Source organism: Sphingomonas sp. MMS12-HWE2-04 (genome assembly GCF_044881185.1).
In the GTDB taxonomy this organism is placed as follows: domain Bacteria; phylum Pseudomonadota; class Alphaproteobacteria; order Sphingomonadales; family Sphingomonadaceae; genus Sphingomonas.
On the sequence record NZ_CP173254.1, the window covers coordinates 3,052,703 to 3,065,466 of the forward strand.

Consider the following 12,764-nt stretch of genomic DNA (forward strand, 5'->3'; position numbering starts at 1 on the left):
TAGGGTCGGGTTCGGCGGGAGCGCGTCCGCACCGTTGTCGGCATCCAATTCGACGAAGTTCGGGCACCGTCGATACGCTCGTATAGATGCCCGACAGCGGCGATCCTGCAACAAGTCGCAAGAACGACGATCGGTCGTTCACCCCCCGGCGGTCCACCACGCCCAAATTCGCAATTCGTCGTCCCGGCGATCGATCGCCGGGCGGCGCGATCGTGCGTCCGGTGGCGGCCCAGATCGAAGGTCCCTGCGATGAACCACTGCTTCTCACGCACTGTGCTGGCCGCCACCGCCGGCCTAGCCTCGCTCTCCGTCGCCGCGGCGCAGGAGACGCCGTATGCCACGATCAACGCCGCCGCCGTTGCGTCGGAGATCACCGTCCAGCCGCTGCGCGGCGGCGTCTCGCTGTTGCAGGGCTCGGGCGGCAACATGGCCGCTTTCGCCAGCCCCGAAGGCCTGTTCCTCGTCGATGACGGGATCGCGGTCTCCAAGGACAAGATCGAAGCGGCGCTGCATGCGATCTCTCCCGCCTCGATCCGATATGCGGTCAACACCCACTGGCACTGGGATCACGCCGACGGAAACGCCTGGACGCATCACGACGGCGCGGTGCTGATCGCGCATGCCAACACCGCGAAGCACCTCACCCAGACGATCCGCGTCGAGGAATGGGGACACACCTTCGCGCCGGCGCCGAAGGACGGCCAGATCGCCCAGCTGGTCCGCGCCGAGCGCACCATGGCGTTCGGAGGCGAGTCCGTGCGCCTGCGCCCCTATCTTCCGTCGCACACCGATGGCGACCTCTCGGCCTATTTCGCCAAGGCCGATGTGCTGCTCACCGGCGACACTTGGTGGAACGGCCTCTACCCCTTCATCGACTATGTCGCCGGCGGCAGCATCGAGGGCATGATCCGCGCCGCCGAGGCGAATGTCGCGATGGCCGGGCCGGATACGATCGTAATCCCCGGCCACGGGCCTGCCGGCGGACGCGCGGCGCTGATCGAATATCGCGACATGCTGGTCGCGATCCGCGCCAGCGTCGCCGCGCTCAAGCAACAGGGAAAATCGCTGGAGGAAACCGTCGCCGCCAGGCCGACCGCGGCGTACGACGCGAAATGGGGCCAGGCGATCATCAGCCCCGCGCTGTTCACCGCGCTGGTCTATCGCGGCGTTTGATCCGTGGCGCCCGGCGGATCGGCTCCGCCGGGCGTCCCATTAGCGCGCGGCAGGCAGCGTGACGACGAACCGTGCCCCAGTGCCATCGTCCCGCTCCTGCGCTTCGATCGTGCCGCCATGCGCATCCACGATCGACCGGCAGATCCGCAGGCCGAGGCCCAACCCTTCGGGACGGGTGGTGAAGAACTCCTCGAAGATCCGCTCGTGCAGTTCGGGAGGGATTCCCGGCCCATTGTCCTGGATTTCGATGCGGATCCGATCGCCCGCCCTGGTGGCGCCAATCGAGATTTCCGGCGCCGAGGTCTCTGCACGGCGCAGCGCCTGGATGGCATTCATCAGCAAGTTCACCAGCACCTGCTGCAGCTGCACTCGATCTACATCGACAAGGCCCAGCGAAGACAAGGTCGGAAGCCTCAGCACGATTGCCTCGCGATCCAACTCGTGCCGTACGAACCGGACCGCTTCGTCCAGCAGGTCGGCCAGCGCGAGCGGCGTCGTCAACGGGTCGCGCTTCGCGGCCATTCCCTGGACGCGATCGATGATGTCCGCTGCCCGCGTGGATTGCGCGACGATCCGCTCGCACAGCCGGCGCACCGCGGCGAGATCGACCTGGTCCTTCCCCAGCAGCCGCAGCGCCGTCGCGGCGCCCATGCCGATCGCCGAGAGCGGCTGGCCCAGTTCGTGCGCCAGCACTGCCGATGCCGCGCCCAGCGTCGAAAGGCGCGAGAGATGCGCCTGCTCGACCCCGGCTTCGTGCAGGGCCGCCTGCTGCCGTCGAGATTCGGTCCAGGCCGCGCCGAGCACGCTTTCCCGACCTGAATCCATACCTTGGGGCGACTTCGCTATGGGGCGCCGCTGGATACCGCCGGGGCTTGCTGCCGCGCGCGCGCTCTCGCAACAACGGAGTAGTCGGAAGGCTTGCTGCATCGCGCGTTCCCATGCTGACGATGCCGAAACGAGTATCGCATCAAGGGCTTGCGGCCTATCTCCCCCTTCAGGCGTGCACCGCATCCCTCGAAATGGGAGGTTGGGCTCGGCACCAAGCTGCGCTTGAGTTGGCGCACGGGTTCGATAGCGCCGATGTCCGATGCGGGTCCCGCATCGGCATGTCGTCTAAAGAAGCCATCGCAAGTTGGAGAAGCATTCGTGTATCGTTGGGTTGGAAACGCCAAGTGAGCGACGCACCGCCGATCCGCGTGCTGATGGTGGACGATCACGCGCTGCTGCGCGATGGCGTCGCGACCTATCTGGCGCCGCTCGACGATATCGAGATCGTCGGCGAGGCGAGCAACGGCGTCGAGGCGATCGAGGCGTTCCGCGAGCTTGCCCCGGACGTCACGCTGATGGACCTGCAGATGCCGGTGATGGATGGCCTTGCCGCGATCGCCGCGATCCGCGCCGACGATCCCGAGGCGCGCATCGTCGTGCTGACCACCTATGAGGGCGATGTCCAGGCGACGCGGGCGCTCAAGGCCGGCGCGGTCGGCTATCTGCTCAAGAGCGGCCTGCGCCGCGAACTCGCCGACACGATCCGCAAGGCGCATGCCGGGCGCCGCCATGTCCAGCCCGAGATCGCCACGGCGGTGGCGCTGGGCGCGCTGGGCGAGGCGATCACCCAGCGCGAGACCGAAGTGCTCGCGCTCGTCGCCGAGGGCTGTTCGAACAAGGTGATCGCCGCCAAGCTGGGCCTCTCCGAAGAGACGGTGAAGACCTACATGCGCGGCATCCTGTCGAAACTCGGCGCGACCGATCGCACGCATGCGGTGACGCTCGCCCATCGTCGCGGCATTATCCGACTTTAAGCAGGCCCGTCCGTGACATCTGCCTGATTGCTCGCATATTAAGTTCTCGCCGTTGCGCACGTCGCAAGCGGCGATCCGGGGGACGAAGACTTGAAAGCTGGTTTTCGCCGCGCAGGCGCACGGATGATACTTGCGATGGTGGCCGGGACCATCGCAGTTCCCATCCGGGCGCAACCTGCCCCCCCGCTGCAGGCGCTTCCCAGCTACAATCATGACGACTGGACGATGAAGGACGGGGCGCCGGGCGGGGTGAGCGGGGTCGCGCAGCCGCCCGACGGCTATCTCTGGCTCGGCACCGAAATCGGCCTATTCCGCTTCGATGGCGTCACGTTCGAGCGACTTCCCGAACTCGAGAAAAGGGGCGGCGCCGGCGTTGCGGAGATCGAAGTGGACGGCTCGGGGGACACCTGGCTTAGATACGGGGACAGATCCCTTGTGCGCGTGCACGACGGCCGACGCACGCGCATCCGATTGCCCGACAATCAAAGCGTCCGCACGGTGGCACGCACGTCGGACGGCAGCATCTGGGTGGGCGGCAGCACGACCTTGTACCATCGACATGCCGGCAAGTGGCTGGGCTACCCCCTTCCCGCCGGGACTTGGCTGCGCCAGCTGGTGATCCGGGATGCGGGCGACGTGCTCGCCATTACAGACGACGCGCTGCTGTATTTGGACACGGCAACGCGCCAATGGCAGCGTGTCGTCACGGTATCGATGGACGCCGCGCTGGCTCGCGCCCCGGATGACGGTGTCTGGCTGATCAACAATGGCGACCTGCGCCAGGTACGCTTGCCACGGCGAAGCGCGACCGCGTCGCTGGCATCTATCGTGCACCGATTAGGCCCCAAATTCCGCATCTCCCACCTGTATTTCGATCATACCGGTTCGTTGTGGGTGGTGAGTGAGGGAAGGCAATTGGCCTGGCTTGCGCCGCCAGCCCTTACGGCGACGGCGCGCCAGAATGCCCGCGCCTTGATCTTCGAACTTTCCGCCGGCCAGGGCGCCTTTTCCGGCGGGTTTGCGGAAGATCGCGAGGGCAATGTCTGGCTCTCCTCGCAACTGGGCCTGCATCGCTTCCACCCCGTCAATATCGTCGATCGGAGTCTGGCGCTCGCGCCCTTGGCAGACATGACCGACGTGTCGGGATACCGGCTCTATCAAGTTTTGCAGGACGGCCGGTCACGGATCTATGTCCGCAAGGACAATCGCGTGTTCCGGGTAGACGCCGGCGAAGCCGTGCCGATCGGCACCCTCCCCGCTGGATCCATGTGGGATGGCGCGTGCGGCAGCCACGACGGTGGATTGTGGTGGCGCACCGGTCTCTCGACCTTGCGGCGCCATGACGGTCCGTCCTCGCGCAGCGTGCGCCTGCCTCAGGCCGCTGTTCCGGGCACGTCCTTTTACAGCGCCTGCGCGGAGGATCCGGAGGGCCGGCTTTGGATCAACGGTCCCAGCGGCTTTCATCGGGTGACCGACGCTGGCCCGCGTCGTTTCGAGGTGGAGAGTACGCAGCCCGGCGCAGGTGCATTCACCTTCGGCCCAGACGGCATGGGCGGGATGATCACCTATCACGGCTATGGCGAAACCCGCCGCATCGTCGGCGATCGGATCGCAACCATCCTGCCGAACAAATCCAACCCGCTAAGCTTCGTCGAAGTCATTCGCGGCAACGGCCGGTACGTCCTGATCGGCGGCGAGCGCGGGCTGGTGCAGTTCGACGGCGGCGCGGTTCGCACGATCTCGAGCGACCAATACCCCTTCCTCCAGGATGTCTCCGGCATCGTGCAGACCCGTGCCGGCGATACTTGGCTGCTCGGCAAGACGGGGCTTACTCGCCTGCGTACGCGCGAGCTGGAAGCGCGCTTCCGCGATCCACGCGCGCCACTGCGTTGGCGCACCTTCGGCGACGACGACGGCCTCCACGGGATGAGCGAGGCATTCGGCTATGCGAACCTCTTCCAGGGCGATGATGGCATGCTCTGGATGGCCACGAACAACGGCATCTACTCGCTCGATCCATCCCGCATTCAGCACAATCGCGTCGTCCCGCCCGTTTCGATTACGCGCATGACGGTGGATGGCGCGGGCCTGCCGCTGGCGGCGGACCAGCGCTTGAAGGCAGGCGCGCAAAACCTGCAGATCGACTTCACCGCGCTCAGCCTTTCGGTGCCCAAGCGCGTACGATTTCGCTACCGGCTACTCGGCAGTGCGCTCGATGGCTGGATCGATCCGGGCGAGCGGCGGCAGGCCATTTTTACCAACCTAGGGCCCGGCACCTATCGCTTCCAGGTGATCGCCGCCAATGACGAAGGGGTGTGGAATCGCACGGGCGCTACGCTCCGCTTCACCATCCCGCCCACCTTCGTTCAATCCTGGTACTTCACGGCACTGTGCGCGCTCGCCGCGCTGCTCGCCATCTGGGGCGCCTATTCCCTGCGGCTTCGCCAAATCAGTGGCAGGATCCGGATGCGCGTCGAGGAACGCGACCGCGAGCGGCAGCGCATCGCCCGCGAGCTGCACGACACCATCCTGCAGCGCTTCCAGGGACTGATGCTCCACTTCCAGGCGGCGCTCGATACCCTACCGCCCAAAAGCGGAACGGGCGAAAAGCTCGGCCGAGCGCTCGATCTCGCGGAAGAAGCGATCGTCGAAGGCCGGCGCCGCGTCCACATGCTGCGCGAGAACGCCGAACCGGTCGCGCTCGCGAACAAGATCGAGGAGATCGCCGGGTCGATGCTGGCGTCTTCGCCGCTGCAATGGTCGGTGAGCGTTGAAGGCCCTACGATCCTCATCCAACCCTGGGCAGCGGACGACATCGCCCAGGTGATTGGCGAAGCCATCGCGAACACACTGCGCCATGCCGCCGCCGAAAGAGTCGAAATCGCGCTTGTCTTCGGCCGTTCACAGCTGACCGTCTCGGTTGCGGATGACGGCGTCGGCTTGCCCCAGCAGGTTCTCGACGGCGACGAAGTGACAGGGCATTACGGACTCGTCGGGATGCGAGAGCGGGCCAAGCAACAGTCCGGCGCGATCCAGTTCGTTGAACGTCCCGGCGGTGGCACCAACATCATTCTCCGGTTGCCCCTGCGGACGATCGGAGCAGGTCGATAGGCGCTTTTGATCAGATACAATACGGACGCCGCCGATCACCGGCCACTAACCCGATCCAAGATGCCTCGCCGCGGCCAGCAAAGCAGGTTCAGGCAGACGGTGCGCGCAAGTCCGTGCGAAACCACCGTTAACCGCAGCCGATATTATGACCGAGATTATGACCGAATTGGGATTTTTGCAAAAAATGCAGCAAAATCAAAGGCGGCTGGTGGAGCTGAGGGGAATCGAACCCCTGACCTCTGCAGTGCGATTGCAGCGCTCTCCCATCTGAGCTACAGCCCCGCCGCCGGTCTCCCGGGCGTCCGGGAGGCGCCCCCATTAGCGACGCGCGAACCCCAATGCAACTGGCTAGGAGCGCCGTCTGCGCGGTCGCGCTGCTGCGCCCGCGCGTTGCCAAAATCGACGAATCGCCGGAACCCTAGGCACCCTTTGCTCGCTGAATCACTCGTCGGGCGCGGCGAAATACGGCGCGCCCCGCCTACCGGAAAGCGATCAGGAGAGACGCACATGGACGACCGCAACCGCCCCTATGGGCCGCGCGATTCATATGGCCGCGACGCCGATTACACCGAAGATTACGGCTCCGGCCGCGACTACACCTATTCCAGCGCGCGCGATTATGCCGCCGCCGGCGAGCTCGGAGGCCGGCGTGAGCGCGGCAACTATGGCTATGGCGCGGACGCCCCGCGCGACCGCGCCCGCTACGGCTATGGCGCCGGCGGATACGGGCCCGGCAATTATGGCCCGGGCGAGCGCGGCGGCTGGGATCGCGAGCGCGGCCAGCAGCGCGGCTATGGCGCGCGCAGCTTTGGCGGCCGCGTGCCGGAGCGAAGCTTCGAGCGCGACCGTGGCTATGACCGCGATCGCGGCTTCATCGATCGCGCCGGCGACGAGATCCGCTCCTGGTTCGGTGACGAGGAGGCAGAACGCCGCCGCGAGCTCGACCAGCGCCATGACGAACAGCAGTATCGCGCCGAGCGCGGCCGCGATGCCAGCGGCCGCGACGACCATTATCATGCCTGGCGGCGCGAGCGGATCGGCGAGCTCGATCGCGATTATGAAGAGTATCGCCAGGAAAACGCCCAACGCTTCCAGAACGAGTTCACCAGTTGGCGTAGCGATCGCCAGGGCCAGCGTGACTCGCTGCGCCGCGTGGCCGAGCATATGGAAGTGGTCGGGTCCGACGACACCCATGTCGGCACCGTCGACAAGGTACGCGGCGACCGCATCCTGCTGACCAAGAGCGACAGCGCCGCGGGCAACCATCACCATTCGATTCCGTCGCGCTGGATCCAGTCGGTCGATGACAAGGTCGTGCTGCGCAAGACTGCCGAGGAAGCCAAGGCGCATTGGCGCGACGAGGAGCGCGGTGCGCTGTTCGGCGACACTCGGGGCGAGGATGAAACCTCCTGGCGCACCGAGCGCAATCTCGATCGAAGCTTCAAGGGCACCTATTGAGCCCGTTGGTTCAACCCACGTGAGCAGACTGGGCCCGGGCAATCCCGGGCCCCATTTTTCAATCGGCCAGGAATGCCGTGAGCGCCGCCTGGAACATTGCAGGCTGATCGAGCATCACGAAATGCGCAGCCTCGCCAAGTCCGACAAAGCTGCCGTTCGGCAACCCCTTGTATTGGCTTCGGAAAAACGCATCAGCCTGCGCCTCGCGCGGATATTTGGCGTTCCACGCATAGACCACGGTCACGGGCGCGGTGATCTTGGCAAGCTCGGGCCGCATATCGGTGGTCAGGTCCTCATACACCGCCTGCCCGGCCACCCGCGGATCGGACGCCATCGCCCAGCCCTTGAGCCGCGGTAGATTTTCCGGCTTGAGCGTCATCGAGGCGACATTGGCCTCGGCCGCAGCCGGATCGGCGGGCTTGCCATAGCTCGCCACCACGGCATCGCGCATCATCTTCGCCTGCGGCTCGACCATCGCGACCGTCACGTCGGTCCCGGGCGGCGCCATCAGCACCGCAAAGAACGGCAGCGCGTCGACGATCATCAGCCGACCCACGCTCTCGGGATGGCGGGCGGCGAGCATCATGCCGGCCAGCCCGCCCATCGAATGGCCGACCACCGCGGCGCCCTTGAGCTTGTTGGTTTCGATCAGCTTGTGGAGGTCGGCGACGATGCCATCGAGCACCCCGGACTTGAGGTTGCCGCGCGGATCGTCGCCGCCGAAGCCGTTGACCTGGACGCGGTAGACGCTGTGCCGCTTCGCCAGTTCGGGCGTAACCCCGTCCCAGGCGGCGCGCGGGCTGGAGAGGCCGGGTATCAGGATGACCGGGCTGCCACTGCCGGTAACCTCCACCGAGATGTGATCCATCTGGATCAGCGTCGGGCTTGGGGCGGCGTGCGGCGCGGCCTGCACCGGCTGGGCGCCGAGGATCAGCGGAATGCTCGCGGTGGCGGCGAGCGCGAAGAGCATGCGACGGATCATTGGTCGGCCTCCTTGGCGGGATTGGTGAAGATGTCTTCGATCGGCATTTCGAACAGGTCGGCGATCTTGAAGGCGAGTGGCAGCGACGGATCGTAGCGGCCCGTCTCGATGGCGTTGACGCTTTGGCGGGAGACCTCGAGGCGCTCGGCCAAATCCTGCTGGCTCCACGCCCGCTCGGCGCGGAGCACGCGGAGGCGGTTCTTCATGGCCGCCGCTCGTTATAGAGCGTGCCGAAGCCCAGCCCCGCACACCAGACGATGAACGCCCAATAGGCGGGCACATGCGGCACCTGGTTGAACTCCTCGAGGAACCCCCAGATGCTGCATACCGAAAGCGTCAGCCCGGTGGCGATCAGCATCTGCCGGACGTGCAGCATCCGCTGATATTCGTCCTTCTCGTCGAGGATCAGCCGCCCGATTGCGACGATCATCCCGACCATCGGGAGCGCCGGCAGCAGCGCGACGATCACCGCAAGCGGGCCGGTGAGCGTATAATGGGTGTAGAGCCAGTTCGCAGCGAACAGCAGCGCGACGTAGGTGAGCGCCAGCACGACGACGCGCCGGAAATAGGCGGCGCCTCCGCCGCAGGGGACGGCACCGCGCAGCCGCTTGGCGCGGCGCGCCTCGACGACCATCCACACCAGCGCGGCCATCGGGACCGCGAATATCAGGACGCTGATCGCCAGATCGGGGCGATAGCTGCGTACGATCCAGATGCTCGCGAGCAGGCTCAGCACATAGGTGACGACGGGCACGCCCATGCGGGGCGACGGAACGGTTTCTTCGAACGTCACGGCAACTCAACTCCCCTGTAGATGACAAGGGAGCTTTACGCCGAGTCGCGCAGCAATGTCAAGCTAGCTGGACATTATATACATGACAAAGCGTCCAGATAACTTTACACCCGCTAGCGACAGGCCGGCGCTAGAGATAGAATTCACCCATGAGATGTTTCGGGAATGGGAGCATGGATTTGAATGGTTTAGCGATTTGCCCGACGCAGAGCGGGTAATTGCGGCCATGGTCCGAACGTTTGCTCTAGCAGATCCGCCGATACGGATTGTCCCTCCAGTGTGGGCTGTAGATGATACCTGACCCGCATTGAGAGCCAGCTTACTGCGCCCCAGCACCTTTTGAATTCCTCAAGGGGTATATGCTCCCAAGGCTCTGGATTTTTGTTGTTCGGGTTTATCTCACCTGCGAACTCGATGAAGACGACGCCGTTCTCTCCGATAGACCCATGAGCCGGATAATGCGCGCAAAGGTCTCTAAATGGGCGAAGCTCTCTTTCCCTCTTGAGAATATACTCCCAAATTTCGAGGGCTTCTTTGCTCGCCTTCTTTGCGACCATTACCCGTTTGAAAGTACGCTGTACATCCGGCCATCGGCTGTCGCCCACCAATGCTCGTACGACGGGGTTTGAGAGGCCAAGATAGTCCTCGTATAGCCGATAGATCCCAGCCTCGTATTGTGCGAAGGTGGTGAGGAAAAAACCGATTTCTCGATAGATGGCATCGAGTATTTTAGAGGGATCACCGTTCATGGACAGTACCGAAGATGACGTACTTCGCAGGATGCTGAGTACCCCACCAAAGCCGCACGACCAGCGGGAAGAGTCAAGCGAGCCTCGGCGGCGGGGCCGTCCGATCGGAGGCGGCGAGCGGACGACGCAGCCTCGCTAGTCCTTCTGGATCATCCAAGGCGGTATCATCCAGCGAGTACCGTACGCCCCACCCTTGAAGGTACGCTTACGGCCTAGCGCTGGATGCTTAGGCTGCGAAGTTAGCAGTCCGCCGATAGGTCAGACGCTTGCCAGCGATGCCGCGCAGCGCAATCGAGGCGCGCTCGTCGTCACCGATGCCGAGTGCAACGCGGTTGGTGTAACGGAAGTCGAACTCGGCAAGATAGCGCTGCAAGTGCTGCGAACCGCAGTGCTGATAGATGCCGCGCATGCCGCGCTTGAAGATGCCGAAGAAGCCCTCAATCGTATTGGTGTGGATCGTGGCGTCTGCGCGCTTCACGTACTCGCCGCGCGTGTGATCAACGAAGTAGTGAGCCGAGAACGCCTTGCCAGCGGTCTTATACATGTGCGCGCCGTCGGTCATGAGACGAGCTTCCGGCGACACATGCTTGGCGAGGATCGGGGCGATTGAGGCGGCGCTAAAGTTGCCAGTGAACACGATGGAGGTAGCACGGCCCGTTGCGCGTTCCACCAGCGAGATAACCTTGTTCTTGTTGTGGATCGCCATGCGGCTCTCGCCGGGAACGCGGCCAATATAGGTCTCGTCAACCTCAACCATGCCGCCGTCGCCGCCCATGGGGGTTTCGTCGTTCGAGATCATGGCTTCACGGATGCGGTGAGCCATGAACCATGCGGTCTTGTAGGTGACGCCAAGCATGCGGTGCAACTGGTGAGCGCTCACGCCCTTTTTGCTGGACACCATGAGATGCGTTGCCAGCAGCCACTTGTTCAGCGGAACCTTGCTGCTCTCAAAGACGGTGCCCACGGTGACGCTGAACTGGTCACGGCAACCGTTGCACTGAACAACGCCAGCGCGGAGCTTGCCTTCAGGATGCGCCTTCGTCGGGCGGCCACGCTGAGCGGGTAGCCGCTTCACATCGACCGAACCGCAGTGGGGGCAAATCGGGCCATCGGGCCAGCGCAGCGCTTCAAGGTGCTCACGGGCCGCGTTCTCGTCAGTGAACTGGGGAGCGGTGATGTTCGTCATGCGGATGATATGCCCGCATCACGTTTGCTTTGTCAAGTATATAATGTCCAGCTAGCTATACACAATGACGTGCTAGCCTGTCATATTGTCGACCATGCTTTGCGCTAGCAGGCTGAGCGTATCATCGCGAGCGCCCATCACTACGATGCGGTCGCCGGGCTGCGCCGCAGCGACAAGGTGCGCGGCGGCGGCGGCGCGCTCGGGGATGTGGAGGGCGGTTCGGCCGGTAGCGGCGATATCGGCGACAATGTCGGCGCTGGTCACTTCGCGCGCCACGGTGCCGCCCTGATAGACCGGATCGGGCAGCACGAGCACGTCCTCGAGCCCGAGATGCTGGGTAAACATGCTGACCAACTCGCCGCGCATCACCTTGAGCGGGCCATAGCCGTGCGGCTGGAACAGCAGCAGCAGGCGGCCGGGAAAGGCGTGGAGCGTCGCCAGGGTGGCGGCGATCTTGTCGGGATTGTGCCCGAAATCGTCGATCACCGCGACGCCGCCGGCCTCGCCGACCAACTCGAAGCGGCGCTTGAGCCCGGCGAACCCACCGATCGCGTGCGCCGCTTCGACAAGCCCGATGCCGGCCGCCCGCACCGCTCCGATCGCCGCAAGGGCGTTGGAGACATTGTGGCGGCCCGGCACCTGGAGCGTCACGCGGACCGGCGCGCCGCCGCGCTCGACCAGGTCGAAGGACACGCCGAAGCGCTGCTCCTCGAGGTTCGAGGCGACCAGATCAGCCTCGCCCTCGATCGCGAAGGTCAGCAACCGATCGGCGGGCAGCGCCATCGCCAGCGCGGCGCCCTCGCCATTGTCGCGGTTGACCACTGCGGTGGCGGCGCGGGCGATGAAGCCGCCGAACAGGTCGCGCAGCTCCTCCAGCGACTTGTGGTCGAGGCTGACATTGTTGAGCACGGCGATCTTCGGCCAGTAGAGCGCGATCGATCCGTCGCTCTCGTCAACTTCGCTGACGAACGCATCGCCTGCGCCGACCAGCGCGCTGGCGAAGGGCGCGTCGGGCGTCGCGAAATTCTTCATCACCGCGCCGTTCATCACCGTGGGATCGCGGCCGGAGGCGTGGAGGATCCAGCCGATCATGCCCGTCACGGTCGACTTGCCGCTGGTGCCGGCCACCCCGATCGACAACGGCGCGGCGTTGAACAGCTCGGCGAGCAGCTCGGCGCGGCTCTTGCGCTCGGCGCCCACCTGCTCCGCCGCGACGATATCGGGCACGCTCGCCTCGACCGCCGCCGAGGCGACGACCAGCTGGTCCGCCGAGACGACGCCGCTGCCGTCCTGCGCGAACAGCGTGACGCCGCGCCGTCGCAGATAGTCGAACTTGGCCGGCAGCTTGGCCTGATCGAGGCTGCGGTCCGAGCCCGCGACGGTCGCACCCTGCCCGGCGAGGATCATCGCCAGCGGCATCATGCCCGATCCGCCGATGCCCACGAAGAAGTAAGGTTTGCGGTGATCCATCGGGCCGGGCTATCGGCAATTTGGAGCGAAGGGGCAAGCA

At 65.1% G+C, this 12,764-nt stretch carries 11 protein-coding genes and 1 tRNA gene; 4 read left to right on the top strand and 8 right to left on the bottom strand.

The annotated features are described in order from the left end of the window. Window positions 1-249: 249 nt before the first annotated feature. Entirely contained in the window at window positions 250-1,173 is a 924-nt protein-coding gene (locus AB2M62_RS14195; RefSeq protein WP_404334758.1) for an MBL fold metallo-hydrolase, read from the top strand. 39 nt (window positions 1,174-1,212) lie between these two features. On the opposite strand, the gene AB2M62_RS14200 is transcribed toward AB2M62_RS14195, so the two are convergent. Next, a complete protein-coding gene (locus AB2M62_RS14200; protein ID WP_404334760.1) occupies window positions 1,213-1,977 on the bottom strand; it encodes a sensor histidine kinase in 765 nt (254 codons plus the stop codon). Window positions 1,978-2,345: 368 nt separating this feature from the next. On the opposite strand from AB2M62_RS14200, the gene AB2M62_RS14205 reads away from it, so the two are divergent. Beyond that, window positions 2,346-2,975, top strand: a complete 630-nt coding sequence (locus tag AB2M62_RS14205; RefSeq protein WP_404334762.1) for a response regulator — start codon at window positions 2,346-2,348, stop codon at window positions 2,973-2,975. A gap of 123 nt (window positions 2,976-3,098) precedes the next feature. Then, on the top strand, window positions 3,099-6,086 hold the full coding sequence (locus AB2M62_RS14210) for an ATP-binding protein (RefSeq protein ID WP_404334764.1): 2,988 nt from the start codon (window positions 3,099-3,101) through the stop codon (window positions 6,084-6,086). Window positions 6,087-6,292: 206 nt separating this feature from the next. Here AB2M62_RS14210 and AB2M62_RS14215 read toward each other — a convergent pair. Then, window positions 6,293-6,368: transfer RNA gene (locus AB2M62_RS14215), tRNA-Ala, on the bottom strand. Between the two features lie 225 nt (window positions 6,369-6,593). Between AB2M62_RS14215 and AB2M62_RS14220 the strand changes: the two genes are divergently transcribed. Then, window positions 6,594-7,544, top strand: a complete 951-nt coding sequence (locus AB2M62_RS14220) for a DUF2171 domain-containing protein (RefSeq protein ID WP_404334765.1) — start codon at window positions 6,594-6,596, stop codon at window positions 7,542-7,544. Between the two features lie 58 nt (window positions 7,545-7,602). Here AB2M62_RS14220 and AB2M62_RS14225 read toward each other — a convergent pair whose 3' ends face one another. The 6 genes from AB2M62_RS14225 to murC all read right to left on the bottom strand — a co-directional run bounded on the left by AB2M62_RS14225 (window position 7,603) and on the right by murC (window position 12,724). Next, window positions 7,603-8,526, bottom strand: a complete 924-nt coding sequence (locus tag AB2M62_RS14225) for an alpha/beta fold hydrolase (protein ID WP_404334766.1) — start codon at window positions 8,524-8,526, stop codon at window positions 7,603-7,605. Then, a complete protein-coding gene (locus AB2M62_RS14230; protein ID WP_404334768.1) occupies window positions 8,523-8,732 on the bottom strand; it encodes a helix-turn-helix transcriptional regulator in 210 nt (69 codons plus the stop codon). Before AB2M62_RS14230 ends, AB2M62_RS14225 begins: the two co-directional genes overlap by 4 nt. After that, window positions 8,729-9,319, bottom strand: coding sequence for a hypothetical protein (locus tag AB2M62_RS14235; protein WP_404334770.1), 591 nt, complete (start codon window positions 9,317-9,319; stop codon window positions 8,729-8,731). The genes AB2M62_RS14230 and AB2M62_RS14235 overlap by 4 nt, the downstream gene beginning before the upstream one ends. Before the next feature lie 188 nt (window positions 9,320-9,507). Beyond that, window positions 9,508-10,068 carry a hypothetical protein gene (locus AB2M62_RS14240; protein ID WP_404334772.1) on the bottom strand — a complete coding sequence of 187 codons (561 nt, stop codon included), beginning with the start codon at window positions 10,066-10,068 and terminating at the stop codon, window positions 9,508-9,510. Between the two features lie 226 nt (window positions 10,069-10,294). After that, window positions 10,295-11,254 (bottom strand): IS1595 family transposase, encoded by a 960-nt coding sequence (locus AB2M62_RS14245; protein WP_404334774.1) that lies wholly within the window; start codon window positions 11,252-11,254, stop codon window positions 10,295-10,297. Window positions 11,255-11,326: 72 nt separating this feature from the next. Then, complete coding sequence (gene murC, locus AB2M62_RS14250; RefSeq protein ID WP_404334776.1) at window positions 11,327-12,724, bottom strand: UDP-N-acetylmuramate--L-alanine ligase; 1,398 nt, start codon at window positions 12,722-12,724, stop codon at window positions 11,327-11,329. Window positions 12,725-12,764 lie beyond the last annotated feature (40 nt).

What these genes read in the sequence shown, in the direction of transcription:
- AB2M62_RS14245 (WP_404334774.1), bottom strand. Translation starts at nt 11,254, where the DNA reads ATGACGAACATCACCGCTCCCCAGTTCACTGACGAGAACGCGGCCCGT.
- AB2M62_RS14240 (WP_404334772.1), bottom strand. Translation starts at nt 10,068, where the DNA reads ATGAACGGTGATCCCTCTAAAATACTCGATGCCATCTATCGAGAAATC.
- AB2M62_RS14210 (WP_404334764.1), top strand. Translation starts at nt 3,099, where the DNA reads ATGATACTTGCGATGGTGGCCGGGACCATCGCAGTTCCCATCCGGGCG.
- AB2M62_RS14195 (WP_404334758.1), top strand. Translation starts at nt 250, where the DNA reads ATGAACCACTGCTTCTCACGCACTGTGCTGGCCGCCACCGCCGGCCTA.
- AB2M62_RS14220 (WP_404334765.1), top strand. Translation starts at nt 6,594, where the DNA reads ATGGACGACCGCAACCGCCCCTATGGGCCGCGCGATTCATATGGCCGC.
- murC (WP_404334776.1), bottom strand. Translation starts at nt 12,724, where the DNA reads ATGGATCACCGCAAACCTTACTTCTTCGTGGGCATCGGCGGATCGGGC.
- AB2M62_RS14225 (WP_404334766.1), bottom strand. Translation starts at nt 8,526, where the DNA reads ATGATCCGTCGCATGCTCTTCGCGCTCGCCGCCACCGCGAGCATTCCG.
- AB2M62_RS14230 (WP_404334768.1), bottom strand. Translation starts at nt 8,732, where the DNA reads ATGAAGAACCGCCTCCGCGTGCTCCGCGCCGAGCGGGCGTGGAGCCAG.